Origin of the sequence: Pseudalkalibacillus sp. NRS-1564 (assembly GCF_050467905.1) — a bacterium.
In the GTDB taxonomy this organism is placed as follows: Bacteria; Bacillota; Bacilli; order Bacillales; family Guptibacillaceae; genus Guptibacillus; species Guptibacillus hwajinpoensis_B.
This window is the reverse complement of the sequence record NZ_JBITPM010000033.1, coordinates 1-25,684: the sequence shown is the minus strand read 5'-3', so window position 1 is coordinate 25,684 and position 25,684 is coordinate 1. Positions and strand designations below refer to the sequence as shown.

Here is a 25,684-nt window from a genome sequence, read left to right as displayed (position 1 = left end):
TACGATTTTCTCTCTCATACTTCTTCTCAAGCTCTGTTAACGTGAGACTATGAAGTTGAGTTAGGTCTTCTCGATTTTGTGGTGAATTTAGTAACTTACGAATTAGGTAGGTTCGACGATCAATCATGCCTTTTCGGAGTTGAACTCCCATGAACACAACCTCCTTCCTTTACTATCACGTTTGACTCTAGCATAACGCGTTTTGCTTCTTTTGTGTGTTAAGAAATTGTGAAGAAATTAACAAAGAATGTGGGAAAGAAGTGGAGCGGGGTGCGGTGAAGGGGGTCAGGCGCTCCGGCCTGACCCCCTTCACATACAAAAAAGGAGCAAAGTCCATCTCACACGGACTTTGCTTCTTTCAATCCACTATTCTCTACCGCGCATACACATGCTGACCGATCGTCTTAATCACATCACGCGAATAAATCCACTCATCCGTTACGCCACCTGGATTGTAGTAATACGTCGCACCGCCAGATGGATCCCATCCGAAGTACGCATCCTTCGCAGCGCGATAAGAAGAAGCATCAGGCGTGAGCCAATACTGGCCATCATTCAAAGCGGTAAACGCATTCTGTTGATAGATCACCCCGTATGTACTCCCTGGAAACGAAGAGGATTGAACGCGATTCAGGATAACAGCGGCGACCGCAACCTTACCTTCATAAAGCTCACCACGAGATTCACCATGAACAACATGTGCGATCATCTCGAGATTACTCAGCATGTTTAGCGTATTCGTTCCTGCAACGCCGTCTGCGCTAAGTCCAAAATCCACCTGGAAATCACGAACTGCTTCTTTCGTAACCGATCCATAATAGCCCGTTGGCGTCGTATGGAAGTAATCGAGTTTCTCTAAAATCGACTGCATGTGCTGAACTTCTGATCCTCTTGATCCCGTGTCCATCATTGCTGATGCATTGTCCTCTAAGACGAATAAATAAAAGCATGATGCCAGGACGAGGGAACCAAGGACATGTACAAATTTCATTAGCAAACTCCTCTCCATAAATATAACCTCAATTATAGTACAGGTAATTGAGGAAAGATATGGAACGTAATACCTTCCTTATAGGTTAGAAAAATAACATCGATAGTCTAGTTTTAACCAAAATAAGGAGTAGAGTAGGTTCCTTCTACCTACCTAATCACTTTTCAACCCAATCACTTCTATAAAATCCAAGCGATCCATTCCAACCGTTCAAATTTTCTTAGAAAATGAAACAGCAGCGTACACCATTCGTGGGGGAAATACTGCTGTTTGAGAAGGAAGACTCAGACAAGTCTCTGAGTCTTTTCGTATGCCGTAAAAAAAACTTCCCATTCGACAAAAACAGCCTATAGCGCAACGCTCGTTTCTCCTATATAATCCTCTTAGTGTAAAGAAATGGAAGGGTGATGAAGGAGCAGGGGACATGCTCGTTTTGCTTCATAAATGAGAATGATAGGGGAAAAGATCCGAATGAAAAAAGTACTTGGACTAGTATCAACCGCACTCCTGGCAGGAAGTCTCATCGGTGGGCCTGTTGCCTCTGCCTCCTCCCACGATGCGCTTATGAAAAAAGCGCAGAAAATGACGATGAACGAAGGTTACGATGACTGGGAATACATCTCTGAAGTCGAACCAAATAATAGTTTCAAAGAAGCAAATTCCTATATAAATGATGACGTCATGACCGGTAATTTAACCGATCAGGATCAAGATTTCTATAAATTAGAAGTCGAAGCAGACGAGCCGGTATCCTTATCTTTCGGGGCAGGTACGGATGAAGAAGAGCCAACAATGGAGCTTTGGGTTGACCTTTATGATGAGAATCAGAAGAAAATCACACCAGATTATGAAGAAGGCGAATACGGTTACTACGGAGGTATCGAGGAGATTGAGCCTGGCACCTACTATTTTAGAGTAACGGATACCGCTAATAAAAATAATAACGTAGACTACTATTTCTCCGCTTTCACGTACTCCAATGATCCAATCGTCATGAGAATCGCAGGGGAAGACCGCTATGAAACGGCAGTTGAAATCGCCAAGACAGGATTTGAAGAAAGCTACACGCGACACGTTGTTCTTGCGACAGGACAAAACTTTCCTGACGCCCTTGCCGGAGCGCCACTTGCTTATCAATATAGCGCCCCAATCCTTCTCACCCAAACAAAAGAGCTACCAGCTTCTGTGAAAGAAGCGCTAAACTATTTTGGAACGGAGCACGTCACGATCCTTGGTGGCCAAACAGCTGTATCAAAAAATGTGGAAAAGTCCCTCACAAAAATGGGCATCACGTTCGATCGTATTGAAGGAAAAGATCGCTACGAAACAGCTGCCAAAATTGCTAAAGAAATCGATCCTTATTTCAGTGATACAGCGTTTGTCACCTACGGAGGAAACTTCCCAGATGCGTTATCTGTCGCCTCTATTGCGGCTGCACAGGGAAGTCCGATTTTACTAACAAAAACAAAAGAAATTCCAGCTGTAACAGCAAAAGCATTAAAAAATTACAATGACACATACGTTATTGGCGGAACGGCCGTTGTCAGCAATACGGTCTTCAACAAGCTCCCACATCCAAAGCGAATCTCAGGAGAAAACCGCTATGATACGTCTGTTCAGGTGGCAAAGCAGCTCGATACGTCGGGGTATGCGGTTAACCTCGCAACGGGTGAAAACTTCGCAGATGCTCTTTCCGGCTCAGTTCTTGCCGCAAACTTCTACGAGCCCGTTCTCTTAACGAGAAAGGACGAGCTACCTAAGGAAGTTAAGAAACTATTTATGGATAAAGAAACCTTCTTCTTTACGATCTTTGGTGGACCGAATGCGATTAGTGAAGACGTGGAGGATGAGATTTGGGAGATGTTTGAGTAAGAAATGGACGGTTAGCGTTTGCTAACCGTCTTTTTTATCTTTGAGCGGGGTCAGGCACGTGCCTGACCCCGCACGACTTTATACCCACACACTCTGGATTATTCTCCCACTTTCTTGTTATACTCAACCACGTGCAATGAACCTAACAGGAGGTGGAGTGAGACAACACAGGCATAAATCAGAGAATACCGGGGGAATACATACAAATGAAGAAAGCATTCGGGATCCTAACATCACTTTTACTCATAGGAAGCTTAATCGGTCAGTCGGCTTCTGCAGAAACAGGTAGCATAGAACAGCCTCAGCCGAGCGCTAAAGCACCCTTTGACATTAAAGGCATTATCGGGGAAATGGAGCCAAACAATGAGTTTAAGGATGCACGAGAAACAGGCATCGATTACATAGCAGCTGGAGCGTTAACAGATCATGATCAGGATACTTATAAGCTAGAAATCACAGAAGAAGAACAGCTACTAGATTTTCTAGTTGGAACAGATACATACGATTCACCTCTTCAGTTCCAAGTGGACGTCTATGATCAGAACTTCGAGAAACTGACGCCAGATAGCGAAGAGACCATTGATCTGTACAAAGGAAGTTTTGATCACCTAAAGCAAGGAACGTACTATTTTGTTATTAAAGACCTTAACAACGTAGACAACGGTGAGACGTATTATTTCCAGACGTTCGGAGAAGGTATGGTATTCTCTGATCGTCTTTACGGTTTTAATCGCTACGATACAGCTGTTGAAATCGCCAAAGAAACGTTCAGAGAAAATGAAGCGCCACACGTGGTCCTTGCAACAGGATCAGATTTTCCAGACGCTCTTGCAGGTGCACCACTAGCCTATACAAAAGATGCGCCCATTCTTTTAACGAAAACAGATCGAATCCCAGATGATGTTCTCAATGCATTCGACTACTTTGGCGTAGAAGAAGTAACGATTATCGGCGGGGAAAATGCAGTATCCAAAAAGGTAGAGAGCAAATTAAAAAACGATCTTTCGATGAAGGTAAACCGTATCGCAGGCGAAGACCGCTATGATACGGCTGCAAAAATTGCTGATGAATTGGGTGCTACAAGCGAAACGGCTTACGTTACTTATGGTGGTAACTATCCAGATGCTCTCTCCATTGCTTCAATTGCCGCGATGGAAGGCAGTCCGATTCTCTTAACGAAATCAAACGACATCCCAGATGCTACAAGCGATGCGCTTCAAAACTACAGCGATTCCTACGCCATCGGTGGACCGGCTGTGATCTCAGACAGTGTCGTTGATCAACTCCCAGATGGAGAACGTATTGCAGGATCAGATCGTTATGAAACGTCTGTTAACGTAGCAAAGGAGCTTGGAATTAGACTTCAATCTGTGAATCTAGCAACAGGCCATGGTTTTGCCGATGCGCTAACAGGATCCGTGCATGCAGCGGTTAATGAAGAACCGGTGATCTTAACGAGACCCAATAAATTGTCTACACCTGCAAAAAAGCTCTTCGAAGACTATAGTACGAACACATTCACGATCTTTGGTGGACCAGCTGCCGTTGACTTTGCAGTTGATGATGAGATCTATGAGATGTTTGTAGAATAAGAAGACATAAGTGAAATGAAAGAAGGACAGCGCCTAAGCACTGTCCTTCTTCGCATTTTATATCAACTTACTACGCTTAACATAATCTTCGCCCACCCAAACAATGCGATCCAGAGAGGAATACTTAACGAGACGCCCCATACCATTCCTTTAGCAAAATTGCCTTCTTCCTGGTAATGCATATGCTCATCCCCTTTGACTGAAAGTCCATCCGGTTAAGGCAGGGTGACTTTCATCTATCATACATGAAAACGCAATCATAATCTGTCGTTCTACGAAAAAGAATCAGGCGTGTTTTGGTTCATTTTGTTTAAAGACTCTTACTAGAGTATACCCCGTTTAAGCAAACAATATACCGGTTAATAGAATGTAGAGAAGAAGCAACAAATGAATTTACAGATAATTAACAATCATTCTATGGAAATTACTAGAAAACGGTGGTATAATCGCCAAATAGTTTACTAGAAAACGGAGGATTTGTAATGAAAGGAAAAGAGAATCAAAACCCGATGTGGGATGAATTACAGCAGTTTGTGCAGCAGGTTGAGGGAGAAGCGAAGCAGGCAGGCGAAGCGAAGCCTTACATAGACCAGATTCGAGACATTCTATCAAAGAACATGTCGCTATCAAAACTAGAAATAGAATAGCGGAAAGAAAGCCTCTTCCATTTCAATTGGAAGAGGCTTTCTTTTACTAATTAGCTAGCTAATTTCAAGATGTTCCTTCAGCTTCTGTGTAATCGACTGCTTCTCTTGATCAGATACGATGTAATACCAGAGACCGTCAATCATCTCACCGCTGCCATCAATTTCGAATGTCTCCATGTTATTACGTGCGCCCTTATAGTTCTTGAATATATCATTCATTTCTTTGAACGTCATGTTCGTCTTGACGTTGCTGCCGACTGCTTCAAGCAGGTCGTCGATTTTATTAATGCTTCCAACGTTAGCGCCTTTGTCGATAATCGCTTTAATGATTTCACGCTGACGATCGTTTCGACCAAGGTCACCTTTCGGATCTTCATAGCGCATACGGGAGAAAGCGAGGGCTTCGTCTGCATTTAAGCTTACTTCACCTTTAGGGAAGGTGTAGCCACCGTAGTCGAATGCAAATGGATTGTCTACCGTAACGCCATTCAATGCGGAAACAACATCTTCAAAAGCTTCCATGTTTACTTTAAAATAATAGTCAATCGGAACATCGAGGAAATTCTCAACTGTATCCATTGCCATTTCAACGCCACCGTACGCATAGGCGTGATTCATTTTTTCAACTGTACCACGACCGACAATTTCCGTTCGCGTATCGCGTGGGATATTGAACATGATCATTGAATTGTCATTTGGGTTTACCGTAATCATGATCATTGTGTCGGAGCGTCCTTGATCATTCTCTCGCTCATCAACCCCCATTAAGAGAATTGAGATCGGGTCTTTCTCCTTCGTCTCTACTTTATCCGCTCTTAGTGTAGAGGTTTCACGGCTAATCGGCTCATGCATGTCACTTGCGGTATCTTTAACTGAGTCATATAAATAATAGGCGTAGCCACCACCTGCTAGTACAAGAACACCAAGAATGACACCGACGATGATAAGGAACTTCTTCATTTTACATTCCAGCTTTCCATAGAGTAGTTGTCTTATTGAAAGGTTAAAAGCCTATCTTTCATTATAAGTCGAACTATTTTGCAAAGTAAATACCTACCAGAAAATGATCAGCTCGAGATGCACAAAGTTGAAGATTATGGTAACATCATAAAAAGACGTTCTTCAAAAAGAACATGCCGGTTTCTATAAAACAATGAATAGAACATGCTACAGCATAGAAAGGGGAATGGGAAAATGATTGATATCCACTGTCATATCTTACCTGGGATCGATGATGGCGCCCAAGACTTAAATGACAGTCTTGAAATGGCACGTCAGGCACAATCGCAGGGTATTACCCAAATTGTCGCAAGTCCTCACCATAAGAATGGAAGCTATGATAACAACTTGCAAGATATTCTGACAGAAGTAAATCTACTAAACAAAGAACTAGTGAGGGAAGGTATCGATCTAGAGATTCTTCCTGGTCAGGAAGTTAGAATATACGGAGAAATGGAAGAGGATCTTGATGTGGATCTTCTAACGGTGAACAACTCAGGCGTCTATATGCTAATCGAGTTTCCATCGAGTCACCTTCCGCGCTATGCGAATAAGCTACTGTTTGACATTCAGCTTAAAGGGATCGTTCCTATTATTGTGCACCCTGAGCGTAACAGAGAAATCATGGAAGATCCATCAAAGCTCTATCGTTTAATTAAAGAAGGTTCACTAAGTCAGGTAACAGCATCCAGCGTAACGGGAAGAATGGGCAAGAAGATTAAAAAGTTCTCACTTGATCTAATTTCTCATAATCTTGCCCACTTCATCGCATCCGATTCACATAACACGACAACCCGGCCTTTTGAATTAAGGGATGCCTATGAAACGGTAGAAAAAGAGTTAGGTACATCCGTACGTTACATGCTTCAAGAAAATCCTGAGGAAATGATTAAAGGGAAGATGATCGATAAAGATATTCCGGAACGAATCAAGAAGAAAAAAGTTCTTGGCCTATTTTAATAGCGAAAAAACACGAAAATCCGCTTATTCAAAAATGAGCGGATTTTTCTTATGAAGAAATTTCGTTGTTTTTTTTGTATAGAAAGCGTTTTCTTCGACAGTGTTCGACATGATTCTATGTATCTATCTTACTATTTAAGTATTTAATGGTTTTAACGTAAAAAAAACCCTAATTTTTACTGATTTTCTGTGTTATAGTAAAACCTGTAATTCTTTCTGTACTAAAATAAATTACGATTGCGTTGGAGGCACCTTATGGAAGAAACGATTAGTTTAAAGGAAATATTTGAAGTACTCAAAAAACGTCTTGCACTCATTCTACTTATTACTCTACTCGCTACAGCAACGAGCGGTGTTGTCTCTTATTTCTTTCTTACCCCAATTTATGAAACTTCAACCCAAATTCTAGTAAACCAAAAAGCAGATTCCGAAAATGGATTTGATTACAACCAAATTAAAACAAACGTTGATCTTATTAATACATATAGCGTCATTATTAAAAGTCCAACGATTCTTGATGATGTAAAAGAAGAACTTTCACTGGATATGACAACAAGCGAGCTCAATAACAAAATTTCAGTTAGCAATGAGCAGAACTCACAGGTTGTTTCCTTATCAGTATCGGATCCTGATCCGGCAGTAGCAGTCGATATTGCGAATACGACAGCAAGCGTATTTGAAAAAGAAATTAGCAACATCATGAATGTCGATAACGTTAGCATTCTCTCAAAAGCTGGCTTTGAAGGCACACCTTCTCCAGTGAATCCGAACCCGGTCTTAAACATGGCAATTGCATTTGTCGTTGGTTTAATGGTTGGTGTTGGACTAGCATTCTTACTTGAATACCTGGATAACACGATTAAAACCGAAGAAGATATCGAAAAAGTTCTTGGCTTACCAGTGCTAGGGACAATCGCTGTCATTGAAGACAAAGAAGCTGGTATTTCAAAGAAAAAAGGCAAAAAGTCAGTAAGGGGTGAAGCAGTTGAGTCGTAAAGAGCGCGGAGCTGTTAAAGTTGACAAGGAAAGAAGTCTTTTAACGCACCAAAATCCAAAGTCGCCAATCGCAGAGCAATACCGTACGATCCGAACGAATATTCAATTCGCCTCGGTCGAAGAAGACATGCGTACAATCATGGTCACTTCTTCTGGTCCAATGGAAGGGAAATCAACAACGATTGCCAACCTTGGCGTTGTACTTGCACAGCAAGGGAAAAAAGTGCTGATCGCAGATACCGACCTTCGTAAACCAACCGTTCACTATACATTCCGCGTGATGAACACAAGAGGATTAACAAATGTCCTTACGCGTCAAGCGGAGTTAACGGATGTTACGACTTCAACAGAAGTCCCGAATCTAGACGTGCTAACAAGCGGTCCAGTTCCACCGAATCCATCTGAGCTTCTTGGTTCAAAAGCAATGGATGCGCTTATGGAAGAGGCACTTACGCACTATGACGTTATACTCTTCGACTGTCCTCCGGTACTTGCGGTGGCCGATTCGCAAATTATCGCCAATAAAGTGCAGGGAACCGTGCTTGTGATTAGTAGTGGCACGACAGAACGAGAAGCGGCAGTAAAAGCAAAAGAACGCCTCGATTCAGCTAAGGGGAAGCTACTTGGGGTTGTGCTTAACCGTAAGAAGATGAAGGACGGTAGCTATTATTACTACTACGCGCAGAAATAAATAGGAAAATACTTCTTTAGAGAAGTATTTTTTGGGAGAATAGCGTGACTTAAGATGTGCGCCTTAAGTCACCGTAAGCATTTATCAAAAGGGGGAGTGGTGAAATGAAGGGGACGGATCAATTACCAAAGTCGATTCGAAAAGCCATTCGGTATATTAAGCAAGATGCACCAGATCAGAAGCTACTAGAAATTCCAGTGCTAAACAGATCGATTGAAGAGCGGATGACAAAATCAAAAGTGGGGTGCAAGTAAATGACTTATCGAAAGCGGTTATCGTCGTTAATCGTGATAGATTCATTGATTGTAGCTTTTGCGATTTTTATTAGTAGCTTTCTTCTAAATTATCATGATTTTCTATCATCAAAACCTATCATAGCTAGCTCGATTGTACTTTTACTTGGTCATCATTTCTTTTCATACTATTACAAGCTATACAAACGAGCATGGCAGTATGCGAGTATCGGGGAGTTAGTTGTTATTTTCCGAGTCGTGACGTTCTCGATTGCTCTTGCAGCATTAGCACAATTCCTTATGCTACAGGATATTTACTTCCGAGCGCTAGCGATCACGTGGATGATTCATATGCTATTGATCGGTGGATCACGTTTCGCGTGGCGCATGTTCCGCGATACGTATATGAATACAAAAAATAAGAAGAAGCGCGTGCTTGTGATCGGCGCTGGATCAGCAGGGCGGATGATTGTCAGACAGTTAAGGCAGAGTGTTGATTCTGACTTGAATCCAATTGGCTTTATTGATGATGACATCAGAAAGCAAAACTTAGAAATCATGGGTGTTCCTGTACTTGGATCGACGGATGATATCGAAGAACAGGTGAGAAAACTTGAAATCGATAATATCGTTATTGCGATTCCATCTCTCTCTAAAGGTGAAATGAAGCGCATCTATGAAGAATGCTCGAAAACAAAAGCGAAGACGCAAATCATTCCAATGATTGAAGACTTAATGACAGGTAAATTGTCGATCAATAGCTTCCGTGATGTGAAAGTAGAAGATTTATTAGGGCGCGAGCCGATCAAATTGGATACGGATAATATTGCAGAAACGCTAACTGGCAAAACAGTACTCGTTACGGGTGCCGGTGGATCAATCGGTTCTGAAATCTGTCGCCAGGTTTCGAAGTTTCATCCAGATCAAGTGGTTCTACTCGGTCACGGTGAAAACAGCATTTATACCATTGAAATGGAACTCCGCAATACATACGGTGATACCATTACCTTCATCCCAGTCATCGCAGATGTACAGGATCGTGAACGAATTGGCGAAGTAATGAAAACGCACCGTCCAAACGTGGTGTATCATGCTGCAGCGCATAAACACGTACCTTTAATGGAAGCAAACCCGCATGAGTCTGTGAAAAATAACGTTATTGGAACTAAAAATGTTGCTGAAGCCGCAAGTGATGCGGGCGTTGATACGTTTGTCATGGTTTCAACGGATAAAGCTGTAAACCCTACAAGCGTCATGGGTGCAACAAAGCGACTCGCGGAAATGATCGTCCAACAAATGGACAAGGTCAGCGCAACCAGATTCGTCGCCGTTCGCTTTGGTAACGTACTTGGAAGCCGCGGTAGTGTCATTCCACTCTTTAAGAAGCAAATTCAAAAAGGTGGCCCGGTTACCGTAACGCATCCTGATATGGTTCGTTACTTTATGACAATTCCTGAAGCTTCAAGACTTGTGATTCAAGCTGGAGCTATGGCAAGAGGCGGAGAGATTTTTGTCCTTGATATGGGTGAGCCGGTTAAGATTGTCGATCTTGCGGAAAATCTCATTAAACTATCTGGTTACTCCGTGGATGAAATTGGGATTAAGTTTGCAGGTGTGAGACCAGGTGAGAAGTTGTATGAAGAGCTTCTTGGGAAAGATGAGGTTCATGATGAGCAGATTTATCCGAAGATTTATGTTGGGAAGTCGGTTAATGCGGATTTGAGCATTGTGATGGATTTTGTTGGGCGGTTTGAGGATATGGATAAGTTGGGTGTTCGAGAGAGGGCTTTGGATATTGCGCATAATCGGGTGAATTCTGAGAATGAGTTGCTGTATGCGAAGTAAACTGCTCTTACTGATTTTTAACTAGTTATTATATGTAGGTGTTAAGTACATTCAGATTCATGTACTTAACACCTATAACAATGAGGAGTTAATTGTAATTTAAAGATAGATAAAATAGTGGGATACTTGGTTAGTTGCTAGATTGATAGAAAACTATTTTAGAACTAGAAACTACCCAACTAACTGACTTAGAAGGAGAGTTTATTATGTATATGAAGGTTAAGAGAGTCATGGATATTGTTCTTTCTTCATTAGGAATAGTGATATTATCACCGGTTTTTATCGTTTTAATTATTGCAATTAAGGCAGAAACAAAAGGTCCAGTTCTCTTTAAACAGAAACGTGTAGGTATTCATAAAAAGCATTTCAATATATTGAAGTTCCGTACGATGAGAATTGATACACCTAAAGACACTCCTACTCACTTATTAGACAATCCAGAACAGTATATTACTAAAGTTGGAAAGTTCATGAGGAAGACTAGTCTAGATGAACTCCCGCAGATTTTTAATATATTTGCTGGTCAAATGTCAGTGATTGGACCTCGGCCTGCACTTTGGAATCAGTTTGATCTTATTGAAGAACGTGATAAGTATGGGGCTAATGATGTGCCGCCTGGATTGACTGGATGGGCGCAGATAAATGGTAGGGATGAGCTTCCTGTTGAGGTCAAGGCTAAGCTGGATGGAAAGTATGTTATGAAGATTGGCCTGAGTATGGATATTAAGTGCTTCTTTGGGACTATCGTTAGCGTTCTAAAGAGTGATGGGGTTGTCGAAGGAGGTACTGGATCAACGAAAGAAGTTGAGAATAGCAAGGAGAGAATTTCTAAATGAAAAAGATATTGATAACAGGTAAAAATAGTTATATAGGTAACAGTCTAGTGAGGTGGCTTGGATATTACCATAATAGGTATTTTATAGATTCTATAAGTCTAAAAAGTGATGATTGAAAAAAAAAGAAATTCTCAGAATATGATGTTGTATTGCATGTAGCTGGAATAGCACACATAAAGGAAACAAAAGAAAATGAAGGCCTTTATTACAAGGTGAACCGTGATCTGACTTATGAAATTGCTCAAAAGGCAAAAAATGAAGGCGTTAAACAGTTTATATTTTTAAGTTCTATGAGTGTATATGGAATTATGGAAGGCGTTATTAGTGCCGATACTCCTGTTAAACCAAATAGTGCATATGGGAGGTCAAAGCTAGAAGGTGAAAAACTAATTGAAAACTTACATGATGCTTCTTTCACTGTAGCAATACTAAGACCACCTATGGTTTACGGAAATAACTGTAGAGGAAACTATACAAAATTAGCTGCTCTAGCACTTAAAACACCGGTTTTCCCTAAGGTAGATAATAAACGCAGTATGATTTATATAGATAACTTATCGGAGTTCAATAAACATTTAATTGATAACAGAAGTGGAGGATATTTCTTCCCTCAGAATGCTGACTATGTGAATACCAGCGAAATGGTAAGGCTAATTGCTGAAGCTCATAAGAAGCAAATATTTTTGACTAAGTTATTCAATCCCATATTAAAGATATTAAATTTTCGAACGGTGAATAAGGTGTTTGGCGAATTGAAGTATGACATGAGTATGTCTGAATATATGAATGAATATAGAGTTTGTGGTTTTCGACAATCGGTACAAAAAACTGAATTGGGGAAATAAGAATGGCAGATAAAAGATATAGCGTGTTAATCTCTGTATACACAAGAGAAAATCCAGATTATTTTAAATTGAGTATAGAGAGTATGGTTAATCAAACCTTAGGACCAGAAGAAATTGTTATTGTAAAAGATGGACCATTAACTGAAGAATTAGACAAAATTGTAGATTATTATGTATCTAATTATTCTGAACTATTTACAATAGTTACTTTGACAAAAAATGTAGGTTTAGGGAAAGCATTAAATGAAGGCCTTAGAGTGTGTAGGAATGAATTGGTAGCCAGAATGGATACAGATGATATTTCTTTATTGTATAGATATGAATTACAGGTCAATGAATTTATCAAGGATAAGGATTTAGATATAATTGGTTCTAACATTGATGAATTTTATGAAAATTCAAATGAAATTGTATCATCTAGAATAGTACCTATAGAGCATGAGGAAATAATGAAGTTTTCCAAAAGAAGGAATCCGTTCAATCATCCTACTGTAATGTATAAAAAGTCTTCAGTTCTAAGAAATAGTGGTTATAGCGATTTTCGAAGGAATCAGGATTTAGATCTGTTTGTGAGAATGTTGAATAATGGATGTAACGCAAGAAATATTAATCAATCTTTACTTTTGTTCCGAGCAAATAATGAAAATTTAAAGAGAAGGAAAAGTTGGAAAAAGTGTAAAAGTTATATATCTATGATTTATAGCTTTTGGAGAAACGGATATTCAAGTTTAATCGATCTAACAATCGTTGCGGCTAGTCAGATTATTATATTTGTTTCACCTTCATGGGTACTTGAGTCGATAACTAGCAAATATTTAAGAAAAACATACAAAAGTAGGTAGATAATATGGGCATCGAACAGAAGATTAATAATGCATTAATTAAAGTCCCAGCAATGAAAAAAGTAATTAAACGCTTATATCAAGTTTCAATGTATGTACTATCCACTAAAATAAAGTACGAGGGAGAAATTATCAGGATCACTCCCAAAGATGAGTATGAATATTTCTTCGGTTATTACGATAAATCTCCTTGGGACGTCTCTGGTCGATATATGCTTTGTTTAAGAGTTAAAGATACAACAAAGTCGGTTGCTCCAAAAGAACCAGCAGAAATTATTTTGATAGATACACATGATAATAACTCATTTCAAGTAGTTGGAAGTACTAAAACTTGGAATGTCCAACAAGGGAGTATGCTTCAATGGTTAGGGCCAGATTATTCAGAAAAAATTATTTTTAATGATTTCCGTAGTGGGAAATATTGCTCTGTGGTTTTAAATCTAAAGACAAGAGAAGAAAAAGTTCTTGAAATGCCGGTTTACAGTGTGTCAAACGATGGTGAATTTGCTCTCACCTTAGACTTTTCAAGACTTCATAGGTTAAGAAAAGGATATGGATATTCTAACCTGATAGAAACAACAGTTAATGAAAAACTTCCAGAAAAACCATGTGTTTGGCATTTAAATATTAAAACAAACCAGATAAAACCAATACTTAATTATACTGATTTTGCTAACTTTGAAACCAGACCAGAAATGAACGAAGCTGAACATAAAGTTAACCATATTATTTTGAATCCATCTGGAAATCGATTCATGGTACTTCATAGATGGATTAATGGTACAGAGAAATTCACTAGACTGATTACATCTAATATAGATGGAAGTGATTTATTCAATTTAAGTGATGATAATATGATTTCGCACTGTAATTGGAAATCTGATACAGAAATATTAGCCTATGCTCGAAAGAAAGAAATAGGAAATGGATATTATTTGATGAAAGATAAGACGATGGAATATATTCATATGTGGCCTGAATTGGTTGTAGATGGGCATCCTAGTTATTCTCCTGATGGTAGTTTAGTTGTTACTGACACTTATCCAAATAGATCAAGACTTGCTTCAGTTTTTGTTATAAAGGAAAATAATGTGAATACTATAGCTAGAGTTTTTGCTCCTTTCAAATATGATAACGATTTAAGATGTGACTTGCATCCTAGATGGAATAGATCAGGAGATAAAATATGCTTCGATTCTGTGTTTGAAGGAAAACGAGGCTTGTACGTGGTTGGGATTAAAAAGAATTAAGAGGTGCAAATAGTGAGTAAGAATAAAATAAGTATATTATATGTTGTTTCCACACTCAGGCAGAGTGGACCTACAAATCAACTTTTGGGAATAGTTAGCAATTTAGATGAGAGCAAATATGACGCACATGTATTAACATTATCATCTGAACCTAATAATACTCGAATAAATGATTTTATCAATTCAAATGTAAAAGTAACTTCACTAAATTTATCAAGATTGGAATATCAACTTAAAGGAAAACAATCATTAAAAAAATATATTAGTAAATTCAATCCTGACGTTATCCACACCTCAGGAGTCAGAGCAGATACTGTGGTGTCAAAACTTGATATTAGCCAAAAACATTGCATGACAGTGAGAAACTATGCTTATGATGATTATATTGCAAAGTTTGGTAGTTTTGTTGGTAAAATTACAGCTAAAAGTAGTATTGAATCGATGAAAAGGTGTGAATATGTAGTTTGTTGCTCTAAAACACTAAAAGATATGTATATGAAGATTTTACCTCAAGAATTATTTGTAGTTCAAAACGGTGTTAATACGACAAAATTCAAACCAGCTAATATTGAAAAAAAATTACTTTACGCGATAGTCTCGGTCTTCCAAATAACAAAGTTGTCTTTATTGCAGTAGGAAGTTTGATTAAACGTAAGGATCCAAGTACAATAATACAAGCTTTTAAGGCAGCTAATCATAAATATAAAGCGGTTCTTGTTCTTTTGGGGGATGGGGATTTGATGGAGCAATGTAAGGAAGAATCTGATGATAATATTATTTTAAAAGGAAATGTAAATAACGTAAATGATTTCTTAAAAGCATCTGACGTTTATGTTTCTGCATCAGAATCAGAGGGACTTCCAAATTCAGTACTTGAGGCTGGAAGATGTGGTCTTAATCTAATTTTATCAGATATACCTCAACATAAAGAAGTTTTTGAAAATAATTTAGATTATATTTCATTATTTAATATAGGGGATATTAAAAAATTATCTAAAGCCATCGAAAAAGAAATTAGTGAATGTTCGAGTGAAATTAATCATGATCTAGCTAATTATATTGAGAAATATTTCGGTAATAAAATTATGAGCGAAAAGTATCAAGAAATTTATGACTATATGATAGGTTAATTATCTAAACAATATTTGTTGTTGGGGGTGAAGAAAGTGGGACAAAATAAAATTATTAGTTTATTAAAGAGGCCGCAATATCTATTTCTAATGCTTGGCCATAGAGGTTTTTTTAAGTGGATGAACGACGAGACCTATTTAAAGATAGCTTATTGGTGCAAAATGGATAAGAAATTAAACCTTGTAAACCCGACAACGTATAATGAGAAGTTGCAATGGCTGAAGTTGAACGATACTAATCCTGAATATCCAAGTCTTGTAGATAAGTATGAAGTAAGAAATTTTATTAAAAAGACAATTGGAGAAGATTACTTAATTCCTTTATATGGGGTATGGGATGACGTTGATGAGATTAATTTTGATAAATTGCCAAATCAATTTGTTTTGAAGGGCACACATGACTCAGGAGGTTTAGTGATCTGTCGTGATAAAAACACTTTAGATATTGATAAGGCAAAAAGAAAATTAAGAAAGTCACTTAAACATAATTATTACTGGGGTCAACGTGAGGGCATATATAAAAACATTAAACCACGGATTATTGCAGAAAAATATATGGTTGATGAATCAAAGAAAGAACTTAAGGATTATAAATTCTTTTGTTTTGACGGTGAGGTTAAAGCTATGTTTATTGCTACTGATAGGGGGATTGACACACGATTTGATTTCTTTGATTTAGATTTTAATCATATGCCATTTATGCAACGTTATCCTAATGCGATTAAACCGATTAAGAAACCGAAAGGTTTTAAAGAGATGATTGATCTTGCTATGGTTTTATCTAAAGGTATCCCTCATGTGCGAGTTGATTTTTATGATATAAATGGGAAAATTTACTTTGGTGAAATGACATTTTTCCATTTTAGTGGTTGGGAGAAGTTTGAACCATCAAAATATGATGAATTATTTGGGAGTTGGATAAATCCTCCCTTTAAGTAGAAAAGAAATATTACGGCGAGGAAGTTTTGTATAATGAATATAACAATTTTCATAGGAGGATTATCTGGTGGCGGAGCAGAAAGAGTTGTATGTAATTTGAGCAACTTCTTATCTGCAAGACACAATGTAACAGTACTCACCATGTCAAACGATACACCGGCATATCAATTAAATAGAAATGTGAAAAGAGTGTCATTAATTAAAAATAGAGAATCGAATAATTTTATTGGTAAAAATTTCAAAAGAATTATTAGGTTCCAAAATTATATAAAAAATGCAGATGCAGATGTCTACTTAGTGATGTTGCCCGGTACTATTAACATTATGTTAGCACATAGAAATTTAATAAAGGTTCCAGTTATTGTTTCAGAAAGATGCGATCCTCAGGCTAGGTATGAATCTTCGAAATTACGCAAATGGTTAATGAAAAAACTATATCCAAAAGCAGAAGGTTTCGTTTTTCAAACCAAAGATGCAATGAGTTACTATTCGGAGATTATTAGAAATAGGGGTATAGTAATACCTAACGCAATAAACCATGAATTTGTGAGAGAATCTTTTAAAGGCAAACGTAAAAAACGTATTGTGTCAGTTGGGAGATTTACTGATCAAAAGAATTTCAAATTATTAATTAAGGCATTCTCTAGGATCACAGATAAGTACCCTGATTATGATTTGATAATCTACGGTAATGGACCGCAAAAGAATCAGCTAGTGAGTCTAGTTAAAGAATTGAAATTAGAAAATAAGGTGATGTTTCCAGGGTATGTTGAAAAAATAGGGGATCATATAATAGATGCTTCACTATTCGTACTTCCTTCTAATTATGAGGGGATGCCAAATGCATTAATGGAAGCAATGGCTCTTGGTTTGCCCAGTATATCTACAGATTGTCCTGTTGGCGGGCCAAATTTCCTAATTAATGATAAAGAAAATGGACTATTAGTTCCTGTAAATGAAGTTGAAAAATTATCAAATGCAATGGAAAAAATATTATCAAATGAAGCTTTTGCATTTAGAATAGGCGAGAATGCTCGGAATATTTCTGAAACTTTAAACTCTGATATTATTTATGGTCAGTGGGAATCATACATCAAAGAATTTTTGTGAAATTCATTGCAAAATATTCAATTATTAAAGTAAAAAAATATTGTCCTAGTTGATATGTTTTATACCCTTTTATGAAATGTTTGCTAATTATTACCAGGGGGGCAAGACGATGGATGGTAAGGGGTCATTGCAGTGAATAATTACAATATATACTCTATATTTATATTATCAATGCTAATAGTGCTTATAATAACTGTAGAGATAATAAGGAAAAGGCGAATTGATTTTTTATTTATCTTTAATTTGTCATATGTGCTTTTCTTTGCAATAATTCCAATTATTATAATTTTATTTCCAGATCTTCTATACTATGGAATACCGGCAAATTGGGCATATCATTTTAATGTCTATAGAGATAACATGGTCGTAGCTTCAATTTATGCCTTTTTATTTTATTTGTTTTTTATAATAATTTTTACGTTAATAAGTAAAAAAAGGTTTGTTGCAAAGAGTACAGAGAAGAAAGCATCGATGGTTAATCAGGATGTATTATTTTTATTTGGTATAGCTTTCCTGATTTTCGGAATCATATCATTTTTTCTATACTCTACATCAATGGGAGGCCCCATAAGTACAATAGTAAACGCTCAATTGAAAAGAAGTGGTGTATACGAAGCAACTGGTGTATTTACATTTTTTAAGCATTTTATGAAAAGCGTTTACTTTGGTTTGTTTGTATTCTATACGACTAATCCAAATAAAAAAAATATTTAAGTCAATGAGAAAATTGCTTTTATTAATTTCGATACTATTTTCAATCATAGTATTACTAGCATATTCCGGTAGGGCTAATATAGTGATTTTACTACTTGCGTTATTATTTTACAAAAATGTTTTGAACGATAAAATATTTATGAGTAAAAGTCAACTATTCAAGTATATTATCTTTATAGGTATATTCGGCGTTATATCTGCTTTTTATCGTCCATTTATGCTAATGTTGTCCGGTAGAGAAATTGTTTTTGATAATACTGATGTTTTAATGTCAACTTGGACATCAATTGTGAAAGCTTTTTCTGTTCCTATCATTTCTATGATGGTTGCAATTGAAAAATTCAACTTTACAGAAATTAGTTTGGGTTCAGGAGCTCTTCAGATATTTCTTGATATTATCCCAAAGAGTATAATTGATCCTGAGAGAATTTATTTAATTAATAATCTTAATACAGAACTATTTGGTTATACACTTGATAGTAGAAATTACAACATAAATGCTGGGCTTCTAGCATACTTTTATTATGAATTCCATTGGTTTGGTGTAGTTATTGGTAGCTCAATTACTGCATTAATTATTAAACTTTTTAATGATCTGTTATGGTCTTTTAAATCTAATCCAACTTACGGTCTAATAATGGTTTATTTTTTGTTGAATTTACCTCACAGGATCTTGGCGGGTGACCAAGTAGGCGGATTTAAAAGCTATCTTATTTTAATTATTGAATTTCTTGTTTTATTCTTTTATGCAAAATCAATTAGTATTTCAAATAGTAAAATCATGACAGAAAAAGGTTATAAAATTGCAGCAAAGGTGAAGTAATGAGATGAAATTTTTAAAGAATATTTATGTGATTTCTGTATTAACCAAAATTAATATTGTGTTTTTTACTTTTATAGGATCTATATTATTAAATAGATTCCTAGGTCCAACATTAAAAGGTGAGTATTCTTATATTATTAACTATGTTAGCATCATCTCACTTATTTTAACTTTTAGCATTACAAAAGCATTACCCTTTTATATGAAGCAATATGGCAAGGAGATAGAGAAACAATTTATTAATTTTATCTATTTTTTAACTCTTTTATATGTTTTCGTAACTTTAGCTATTTATTACTATTTCGACAGTAAAACCCTTTTAATAATATTGTTATTTAGTATTTTTAGCCAGTTTTATCAACAGATTAGTTTCATAGCAATGATAAAAAATTTATATTGGAAGAGTATATTAAATCAGATAGAAGTAATTGTATATACAATTATATTATTTATAACATTTTTTTCAGATACTAACAGTAACTTAGACATAATCTTTTTAGCCTATGGTTTTAAGATTATCTTTGGTATTAGTCTATATATATTTAAGTTTAGAATATATCCCAATAAAGTAGGTCTAAACCTAGTTAGATTTAAAGAAATAATGATCTTTGGTTTTTTTCCGACTGTTTCTGCGCTACTTATAACATTAAACTATAAAGTAGATGTGATTATATTGGAAAAATACGTATCATACTATGATTTAGGGTTATATAGTTTAGGGGTTACTTTAGCAGGTATGTTGTGGATAATACCAGATGCTTTTAAAGATGTATTGTTTAATAAAACTGCTCGAAATGACTCTATTAAAGATATTGTGTTTTCTATTAAATTTAATATATATATTAGTTTAGTGGTTTTCTTAGGATTTCTTTTATTTGGAAATTTTTTCATCAAAAATATTTATGGTGTGGATTTTGCAGGAGCTTATAGTGTTGTTTTAATTCTATTTTTAGGTAATGTTCCTATGATTTTCTTTAAGATGATTAATACCCTGTATATTGCAAAAGGTAAACAGAAAATAGCAATGTTTATTCTTTCAATAGCAGTTATTTTAAATGTTATTAGTAATTTTGTTTTAATTCCTCTATTTAGTATAGAAGGTGCTGCTTTGTCATCTGTTATTTCATATATGCTTTGTGGAATGATTTTCTTGAGGATTTTCGTAAAAGAATATGAAATCAAACTGAGAGATATTTTTAAACTTAATGTAAATGAACTCGACAGAATAAAATTGGGAAGAAGGGGGAAAAAATGAACAGAATAAAAAGAATATATCACACACTTTTTATTCCAAATATTAATTCAGTCAAAATGTGTTATATAACTTTAAAGCTTCATAGAAGGAAGTTTAAATTTCTAGCTATTTTAATGAAAAATTGGATGATTTCTAAGTATGGTATACATCTTGGTCTGAATTCTCAAATTGGCTCAAATTTAAAGCTACCTCATCCTCAAGGTATTATAATAGGAGAGGGAGCAAAAATCGGAGAAAATTGTACAATATATCATAATGTTACTTTAGGAACTAAACATAGCTTATCTTCAGATAACCCAGAGTACCCTATAGTAGGGAAAAACGTAACTATCTATACCGGTTCAATTATTCTAGGTGGAGTATATGTGGGGGATAATTCTATTATCGGAGCTAATAGTTTAGTCTTGGAGGATGTAGAACCAAATAGTGTTTATTTAGGATCCCCAGCAAGAAAAGTTAAGAATATTCAACATTCTATTTAGAAAGGAAATTTAATATGTCTAAAATAGCAGTGGCAGGAACAGGTTATGTTGGTTTAGTAGCGGGGGTATGTTTTGCTGAAGTAGGTCATGAAGTAACCTGTGTTGATATTGACGAGAAAAAAGTTGAACAAATGAAGTTGGGAATTTCTCCAATCTATGAAACTGGTTTGGAAGAGTTAATGGGCAAGAATTATGAAGCCGGAAGAATTGATTACACGACAGATTATGCTTCAGCTTATAAAGATGCAGATGCAATATTCATAGGTGTTGGAACTCCAGAACAACCAGACGGCTCAGCAAACCTTTCATACATAGCAACTGTTGCAAGGCAAATTGCTGAAACTATCGAAAAAGATTGTTTAGTAGTTGTAAAATCTACTGTTCCAGTGGGTACAAATGATAAAGTTGAACAATTTATTAATGACTTTTTAGTGAATGATGTAAAAGTAGAAGTAGCATCAAACCCAGAGTTTTTAGCGCAAGGTTCCGCAGTCCACGACACTTTATATGCTGAAAGAATCATCATCGGTACAGAAAGCAAATGGGCTGAAGACTTATTAACAAATATTTATAAGCCGTTCAACTTACCGATTGTTTCTGTCAATAGAAGATCTGCTGAGATGGTGAAGTACGCTTCAAATGATTTCCTGGCTCTTAAAATCTCTTATATGAATGATATTGCAAACCTATGTGAATTAGTGGGGGCAGATGTTAAGGATGTAGCAAAAGGAATGAGCTACGATGAACGAATAGGTAGCAAATTCTTAAATGCTGGTATCGGCTTTGGTGGCTCATGCTTCCCTAAAGATACTAAAGCCCTTGAATATCTAGCAAGACAAAACGGCTACGAGCTAAGAACGGTGAAATCAGCTATTGATGTCAATACTGATCAGAAAACATTGTTATACAAGAAAGCTAGTAATAGACTGATTACCTTTAACGGTCTTAAAGTGGCTGTTCTAGGTTTAACCTTTAAACCAGGTACAGATGATTTAAGAGAAGCTCCTTCACTTGAAAATGTACCTTTACTATTAGATCAGGGTGCTGATATCTATGCATTTGATCCCGTTGGCGCAGATAACTTTGCTAAGTTGTATCCTGAAGGTTCTAATAGAAAAGGTAGCATCACTTATGTTGATAGTGTAGAGACAGCTTTAGAAGATGCTAATGTATGCTTTGTCTTTACAGAATGGGGAGAAATTAAAGCCATGACTCCTGAATCCTATAATAGTTTAATGAGAACTCCTCTTGTATATGATGGTAGAAACCTTTATCCAGTTGATGAAATGAAAGAAGCTGGAGTGGAGTACCATTCTGTCGGAAGAATGCCGGTATATAGAGAAAGTGCAAAGGAGGCAAAGAATAATGAACTACAAGCCTCTAGATACTAATAAAACCTATCTTGTAACTGGAGCAGCTGGCTTCATTGGGTTCTATCTATCTAAGAAACTACTAGAACAAGGATGCAAGGTAATCGGTATTGATAACATTAATGACTACTATGATGTGAATCTTAAGCATATTCGTCTAGAGGAACTGAAACCTTTTGAAGCTTTCACCTTTGTAGAGGGAGACATCTCTGACAAAAATACAATTACATCTATTTTTGAAGAGTACAAGCCCAATATCGTAGTAAATCTAGCTGCCCAAGCCGGCGTACGTTATTCGATCGAGAATCCCGATGTTTATATTCAAAGCAACGTTATCGGTTTTTATAACATTCTGGAAGCATGCAGACACCATCCAGTAGATCACCTTGTTTATGCATCTTCTAGTTCTGTATATGGTGCAAATAAAAAAGTACCATTTGAAGAAACTGATTTTGTGGATAATCCGGTTTCACTATATGCTTCTACGAAGAAGTCAAATGAGTTAATGGCACATACGTATAGCCACCTATACAATATTCCAGCTACGGGGCTTCGTTTCTTTACTGTTTATGGCCCAATGGGACGTCCGGATATGGCTTACTTTGGATTTGCGAATAAGTATTTTGCTGATGAGCCGATTAAAGTGTTTAACAATGGCGATTTTGAGAACGATCTCTATCGTGATTTTACGTTTATCGATGATATTGTCATTGGTATTGAGAGACTACTTAGCAATTCGCCAACTGAAGAGGTGCCACACAAGGTTTATAACATCGGTAATAATAGCCCGGAAAAGTTGATGGTATTTATCGAAACGTTGGAGAAGTGTTTGAGTAAGGCAACTGGTAGAGCAGTAGAGTTTAAGAAAGACTTTGAACCAATCAAGCCAGGTGATGTTCCTGCTACATATGCTTCTACAGATGCACTGCAGAAAGCAGTGGGATTTAAGCCTGAAACTTCGATCGAAGAGGGTTTACAGCAGTTTGCTGATTGGTATGTGGATTATTATAATGTTAAGTAATAATTCATTTTTAGCTAATTAGAAGAACCTATAATTTTACTTTAGATGATTTGCGGATACTATAGCAAGTTTGATTTCACCCCCTATGTAGACAGTTGATATGAATAGTGGTAACTGCTACATTAGGGGGATTTCTTTTATGTTTATGGGAATATTTTGAGGAAATGGTTTTAAATAGTTTATGTAAATATATTCGAGACTATTTTAAAACTTTAATAAAGCAATCATTACATAGATTTTATTCTTTATAAGACAATGGGGGGACTTACTTATGAAAGTGAAAAAGGCGATTATACCAGCGGCAGGACTAGGAACTAGATTTTTACCAGCTACTAAAGCACAGCCAAAAGAAATGCTACCAATCGTAGATAAGCCAACGATTCAGTATATTGTGGAAGAAGCAGTAGCTGCAGGAATTGAAGATATTATCATCGTGAGTGGTCGCGGAAAACGAGCGATTGAAGATCACTTCGATAAGTCTTATGAGTTAGAAGAGACTCTAACAAAGAAGCAGAAAGATAAGATGCTTGAAGAAGTGAAGGGGATTTCTAATCTCGCTAATATTCATTATATTCGTCAAAAGGAACCTAAAGGATTGGGACATGCGATTGGATGTGCTAGTCGTTTTATCGGTGATGAACCATTTGCGGTCTTATTAGGTGATGATATTGTTCGTTCTGAAACACCATGTATTAAACAATTGATGGATGTATTTGATCGTTATAGAAGTTCTGTAGTTGGTGTTCAGCAAGTAGCAGAGCAGGATGTTTCAAAGTATGGTGTGATTGCACCTAAAGGTAGTGAGTTAGAAGAGAGAACGCTTCCAGTTGAGACGCTGGTTGAAAAACCTGCTGTTGAAGATGCTCCTTCGAACTACGCGATCCTAGGACGTTATGTTCTTACTCCTGAAGTTTTTGAGATTCTTGAGACATTGCCAACTGGTGCTGGTGGTGAGGTGCAGTTAACAGATGCGATTAAAGTGTTGAATGAGTCGCATGCGGTGCTGGCTCATGAGTTTGAAGGCGATCGTTATGATGTAGGGGATAAGTTTGGGTTTATAAAGGCTACGGTGGATTTTGCTCTTAAGAGAGAAGATCTTCAGGATGAAGTGATGGAATATTTGAAGAGTGTTGTGGAGAAGGAATTGGCTTATAAGTAAACACTTCGTTGGAGTCCATTAATGTGATCTAATAAAGTGAAGAGGATGATAGTCAATTATCTTAATCGGCTTGACTAACTATTCGGTAGTGTGTTCTAATATAAATGACAGAAATTTCTGTTATTAAAACGAAATAGCTAATTTGGGAACGAGATATCGAGATTCTCCACAAAGAGTCAAATTTTACTTTGGCTATTCTTTGTGGGGGGATTTTTTATGTCTTGGATTAAAGAAGGAAAGGGTGTTTTTTATGAGTAAATTACGTAGAATGTCTCGTATTTTTCATGAAGATGGTAACTCGATTTCTTTGGCTTTAGATGGATTTAACTTTTCTACAAATACAGCTGGCATCGATAAAACTGTTCGCATGTTGCCTGAGCTAGTAAATGCAGGATTGGATTCCGTTTTAGTGACCTACGGAATGGCAAAGAAATTTGAAGATGCTTTTAAGAAAGTAGGATTAGTCATTAGGGTAGATCTCTCAACAGAAATATTCGATCCGGAAGTACCTGACACGTTAGATGTCTTTGGAATTGAAGAGGCGTTGACCCTTGGGGCAGACGGTGTCGTATGTATGACATTTCCAGGGGCTGTAACCGTCAACTAGAAATCAACAGTTTTCAGTAAATAAGATTTAACAGTTTCCGATAATTAAGAATCAACACCTTGGCTTTCGAACAACACCTTGGCTTTCGAACAATACCTTTCGGTATTTCATACGTATGCTGTGTTGTTTTTCACTAAATGTAAGAATTTCACTTCGGTGAAGTAAACGATCTAATATCGCTGTTGTAAGTGTAGGGTCTCCTAAAAACTTTCCCCATTCGTTAGGCCCTTTATTTGATGTAAGAATAAATGCTGCTTTATCATACATTTCGTAGATAAATTGAAAGAATAAATGGGCATCCTGAGGCTCATAAGCCATATACATGACATCATCAATAATAATTAATTCTGAATTCATAATGCGTTTATATCTGGTTTTTGATTTACTGATATATTCTTTAGATTTTAATACATAAATTAATCGCTCCATTGAAACACGGAATCACGGGGACGGTTCGAGACCAGTGAAAAAGTCG

25 protein-coding genes and 2 pseudogenes are annotated in these 25,684 nt (G+C 36.7%); 24 read left to right on the top strand and 3 right to left on the bottom strand.

From position 1 onward, the window contains the following. Positions 1–373: 373 nt before the first annotated feature. The gene (locus tag ACIFPW_RS15710; RefSeq protein ID WP_430245667.1) at positions 374–991 is read right to left on the bottom strand and encodes a cell wall hydrolase; all 618 of its coding nucleotides are present in this window, start codon (positions 989–991) and stop codon (positions 374–376) included. A gap of 471 nt (positions 992–1,462) precedes the next feature. Between ACIFPW_RS15710 and ACIFPW_RS15705 the strand changes: the two genes are divergently transcribed. From ACIFPW_RS15705 to ACIFPW_RS15695, 3 genes are all read left to right on the top strand, one after another. After that, entirely contained in the window at positions 1,463–2,863 is a 1,401-nt protein-coding gene (locus ACIFPW_RS15705; protein ID WP_430245664.1) for a cell wall-binding repeat-containing protein, read from the top strand. 206 nt (positions 2,864–3,069) lie between these two features. Further along, positions 3,070–4,455 (top strand): cell wall-binding repeat-containing protein, encoded by a 1,386-nt coding sequence (locus tag ACIFPW_RS15700; protein WP_430245662.1) that lies wholly within the window; start codon positions 3,070–3,072, stop codon positions 4,453–4,455. A gap of 482 nt (positions 4,456–4,937) precedes the next feature. Continuing rightward, entirely contained in the window at positions 4,938–5,102 is a 165-nt protein-coding gene (locus tag ACIFPW_RS15695) for a hypothetical protein (RefSeq protein ID WP_194218498.1), read from the top strand. A 54-nt stretch (positions 5,103–5,156) separates the two neighbouring features. Here ACIFPW_RS15695 and ACIFPW_RS15690 read toward each other — a convergent pair whose 3' ends face one another. Then, positions 5,157–6,062 carry a LytR family transcriptional regulator gene (locus ACIFPW_RS15690; RefSeq protein ID WP_430245661.1) on the bottom strand — a complete coding sequence of 302 codons (906 nt, stop codon included), beginning with the start codon at positions 6,060–6,062 and terminating at the stop codon, positions 5,157–5,159. 234 nt (positions 6,063–6,296) lie between these two features. Here ACIFPW_RS15690 and ACIFPW_RS15685 point away from each other — a divergent pair, with 234 nt between their 5' ends. From ACIFPW_RS15685 to ACIFPW_RS15585, 21 genes and pseudogenes are all read left to right on the top strand, one after another. Beyond that, on the top strand, positions 6,297–7,061 hold the full coding sequence (locus tag ACIFPW_RS15685) for a tyrosine-protein phosphatase (RefSeq protein ID WP_430245659.1): 765 nt from the start codon (positions 6,297–6,299) through the stop codon (positions 7,059–7,061). Positions 7,062–7,316: 255 nt separating this feature from the next. Beyond that, positions 7,317–8,057: a YveK family protein gene (locus ACIFPW_RS15680; RefSeq protein WP_430245657.1), complete on the top strand. Its 741-nt coding sequence runs from the start codon at positions 7,317–7,319 to the stop codon at positions 8,055–8,057. Next, the gene (locus ACIFPW_RS15675) at positions 8,047–8,748 is read left to right on the top strand and encodes a CpsD/CapB family tyrosine-protein kinase (RefSeq protein WP_430245655.1); all 702 of its coding nucleotides are present in this window, start codon (positions 8,047–8,049) and stop codon (positions 8,746–8,748) included. Before ACIFPW_RS15680 ends, ACIFPW_RS15675 begins: the two co-directional genes overlap by 11 nt. Positions 8,749–8,852: 104 nt before the next feature. Further along, complete coding sequence (locus ACIFPW_RS15670; RefSeq protein WP_430245654.1) at positions 8,853–9,002, top strand: hypothetical protein; 150 nt, start codon at positions 8,853–8,855, stop codon at positions 9,000–9,002. After that, the gene (locus ACIFPW_RS15665) at positions 9,003–10,826 is read left to right on the top strand and encodes a polysaccharide biosynthesis protein (protein ID WP_430245652.1); all 1,824 of its coding nucleotides are present in this window, start codon (positions 9,003–9,005) and stop codon (positions 10,824–10,826) included. It abuts the gene before it with no gap. A gap of 206 nt (positions 10,827–11,032) precedes the next feature. After that, on the top strand, positions 11,033–11,662 hold the full coding sequence (locus ACIFPW_RS15660; RefSeq protein WP_430245650.1) for a sugar transferase: 630 nt from the start codon (positions 11,033–11,035) through the stop codon (positions 11,660–11,662). 143 nt (positions 11,663–11,805) lie between these two features. Beyond that, a pseudogene (locus tag ACIFPW_RS15655) lies at positions 11,806–12,507 on the top strand (NAD-dependent epimerase/dehydratase family protein); the annotation flags it as partial. A 2-nt stretch (positions 12,508–12,509) separates the two neighbouring features. Beyond that, entirely contained in the window at positions 12,510–13,349 is an 840-nt protein-coding gene (locus tag ACIFPW_RS15650) for a glycosyltransferase (protein WP_430245648.1), read from the top strand. Between the two features lie 5 nt (positions 13,350–13,354). Then, the gene (locus ACIFPW_RS15645; RefSeq protein WP_430245646.1) at positions 13,355–14,599 is read left to right on the top strand and encodes a hypothetical protein; all 1,245 of its coding nucleotides are present in this window, start codon (positions 13,355–13,357) and stop codon (positions 14,597–14,599) included. 12 nt (positions 14,600–14,611) lie between these two features. Further along, positions 14,612–15,235, top strand: a complete 624-nt coding sequence (locus tag ACIFPW_RS15640) for a glycosyltransferase (RefSeq protein WP_430245644.1) — start codon at positions 14,612–14,614, stop codon at positions 15,233–15,235. A gap of 5 nt (positions 15,236–15,240) precedes the next feature. Next, positions 15,241–15,729, top strand: a complete 489-nt coding sequence (locus ACIFPW_RS15635; RefSeq protein ID WP_430245642.1) for a glycosyltransferase — start codon at positions 15,241–15,243, stop codon at positions 15,727–15,729. 36 nt (positions 15,730–15,765) lie between these two features. Then, positions 15,766–16,668, top strand: coding sequence for an ATP-grasp fold amidoligase family protein (locus ACIFPW_RS15630; protein WP_430245640.1), 903 nt, complete (start codon positions 15,766–15,768; stop codon positions 16,666–16,668). Positions 16,669–16,701: 33 nt separating this feature from the next. Further along, the gene (locus tag ACIFPW_RS15625; RefSeq protein ID WP_430245638.1) at positions 16,702–17,778 is read left to right on the top strand and encodes a glycosyltransferase family 4 protein; all 1,077 of its coding nucleotides are present in this window, start codon (positions 16,702–16,704) and stop codon (positions 17,776–17,778) included. 132 nt (positions 17,779–17,910) lie between these two features. Next, entirely contained in the window at positions 17,911–18,492 is a 582-nt protein-coding gene (locus ACIFPW_RS15620) for a hypothetical protein (RefSeq protein WP_430245636.1), read from the top strand. 4 nt (positions 18,493–18,496) lie between these two features. After that, positions 18,497–19,315, top strand: coding sequence for an oligosaccharide repeat unit polymerase (locus tag ACIFPW_RS15615; protein WP_430245634.1), 819 nt, complete (start codon positions 18,497–18,499; stop codon positions 19,313–19,315). 4 nt (positions 19,316–19,319) lie between these two features. Then, positions 19,320–20,570 carry a polysaccharide biosynthesis C-terminal domain-containing protein gene (locus tag ACIFPW_RS15610; protein ID WP_430245633.1) on the top strand — a complete coding sequence of 417 codons (1,251 nt, stop codon included), beginning with the start codon at positions 19,320–19,322 and terminating at the stop codon, positions 20,568–20,570. Next, the gene (locus ACIFPW_RS15605) at positions 20,567–21,052 is read left to right on the top strand and encodes a serine O-acetyltransferase (RefSeq protein WP_430245631.1); all 486 of its coding nucleotides are present in this window, start codon (positions 20,567–20,569) and stop codon (positions 21,050–21,052) included. Before ACIFPW_RS15610 ends, ACIFPW_RS15605 begins: the two co-directional genes overlap by 4 nt. Positions 21,053–21,066: 14 nt before the next feature. Then, the gene (locus ACIFPW_RS15600; protein WP_430245630.1) at positions 21,067–22,443 is read left to right on the top strand and encodes a UDP-glucose dehydrogenase family protein; all 1,377 of its coding nucleotides are present in this window, start codon (positions 21,067–21,069) and stop codon (positions 22,441–22,443) included. Next, positions 22,418–23,443 (top strand): SDR family NAD(P)-dependent oxidoreductase, encoded by a 1,026-nt coding sequence (locus tag ACIFPW_RS15595; protein ID WP_430245628.1) that lies wholly within the window; start codon positions 22,418–22,420, stop codon positions 23,441–23,443. The genes ACIFPW_RS15600 and ACIFPW_RS15595 overlap by 26 nt, the downstream gene beginning before the upstream one ends. Before the next feature lie 271 nt (positions 23,444–23,714). Next, entirely contained in the window at positions 23,715–24,602 is an 888-nt protein-coding gene (gene galU, locus ACIFPW_RS15590; RefSeq protein WP_430245626.1) for a UTP--glucose-1-phosphate uridylyltransferase GalU, read from the top strand. A gap of 250 nt (positions 24,603–24,852) precedes the next feature. Further along, positions 24,853–25,209 (top strand): hypothetical protein, encoded by a 357-nt coding sequence (locus ACIFPW_RS15585; RefSeq protein WP_430245624.1) that lies wholly within the window; start codon positions 24,853–24,855, stop codon positions 25,207–25,209. Positions 25,210–25,260: 51 nt separating this feature from the next. On the opposite strand, the pseudogene ACIFPW_RS15580 reads toward ACIFPW_RS15585, so the two are convergent. Further along, positions 25,261–25,644 (bottom strand): annotated as a pseudogene (locus ACIFPW_RS15580) (ATP-binding protein); the annotation flags it as partial. Positions 25,645–25,684: the final 40 nt, after the last annotated feature.

Bases quoted from the DNA above. Each gene is read 5' to 3' on its own strand.
- ACIFPW_RS15710 (WP_430245667.1), bottom strand. From the start codon at position 991: ATGAAATTTGTACATGTCCTTGGTTCCCTCGTCCTGGCATCATGCTTT.
- ACIFPW_RS15705 (WP_430245664.1), top strand. From the start codon at position 1,463: ATGAAAAAAGTACTTGGACTAGTATCAACCGCACTCCTGGCAGGAAGT.
- ACIFPW_RS15700 (WP_430245662.1), top strand. From the start codon at position 3,070: ATGAAGAAAGCATTCGGGATCCTAACATCACTTTTACTCATAGGAAGC.
- ACIFPW_RS15695 (WP_194218498.1), top strand. From the start codon at position 4,938: ATGAAAGGAAAAGAGAATCAAAACCCGATGTGGGATGAATTACAGCAG.
- ACIFPW_RS15690 (WP_430245661.1), bottom strand. From the start codon at position 6,062: ATGAAGAAGTTCCTTATCATCGTCGGTGTCATTCTTGGTGTTCTTGTA.
- ACIFPW_RS15685 (WP_430245659.1), top strand. From the start codon at position 6,297: ATGATTGATATCCACTGTCATATCTTACCTGGGATCGATGATGGCGCC.
- ACIFPW_RS15680 (WP_430245657.1), top strand. From the start codon at position 7,317: ATGGAAGAAACGATTAGTTTAAAGGAAATATTTGAAGTACTCAAAAAA.
- ACIFPW_RS15670 (WP_430245654.1), top strand. From the start codon at position 8,853: ATGAAGGGGACGGATCAATTACCAAAGTCGATTCGAAAAGCCATTCGG.
- ACIFPW_RS15665 (WP_430245652.1), top strand. From the start codon at position 9,003: ATGACTTATCGAAAGCGGTTATCGTCGTTAATCGTGATAGATTCATTG.
- ACIFPW_RS15660 (WP_430245650.1), top strand. From the start codon at position 11,033: ATGTATATGAAGGTTAAGAGAGTCATGGATATTGTTCTTTCTTCATTA.
- ACIFPW_RS15650 (WP_430245648.1), top strand. From the start codon at position 12,510: ATGGCAGATAAAAGATATAGCGTGTTAATCTCTGTATACACAAGAGAA.
- ACIFPW_RS15645 (WP_430245646.1), top strand. From the start codon at position 13,355: ATGGGCATCGAACAGAAGATTAATAATGCATTAATTAAAGTCCCAGCA.
- ACIFPW_RS15625 (WP_430245638.1), top strand. From the start codon at position 16,702: ATGAATATAACAATTTTCATAGGAGGATTATCTGGTGGCGGAGCAGAA.
- ACIFPW_RS15615 (WP_430245634.1), top strand. From the start codon at position 18,497: ATGAGAAAATTGCTTTTATTAATTTCGATACTATTTTCAATCATAGTA.
- ACIFPW_RS15610 (WP_430245633.1), top strand. From the start codon at position 19,320: ATGAAATTTTTAAAGAATATTTATGTGATTTCTGTATTAACCAAAATT.
- ACIFPW_RS15605 (WP_430245631.1), top strand. From the start codon at position 20,567: ATGAACAGAATAAAAAGAATATATCACACACTTTTTATTCCAAATATT.
- ACIFPW_RS15600 (WP_430245630.1), top strand. From the start codon at position 21,067: ATGTCTAAAATAGCAGTGGCAGGAACAGGTTATGTTGGTTTAGTAGCG.
- ACIFPW_RS15595 (WP_430245628.1), top strand. From the start codon at position 22,418: ATGAACTACAAGCCTCTAGATACTAATAAAACCTATCTTGTAACTGGA.
- galU (WP_430245626.1), top strand. From the start codon at position 23,715: ATGAAAGTGAAAAAGGCGATTATACCAGCGGCAGGACTAGGAACTAGA.
- ACIFPW_RS15585 (WP_430245624.1), top strand. From the start codon at position 24,853: ATGAGTAAATTACGTAGAATGTCTCGTATTTTTCATGAAGATGGTAAC.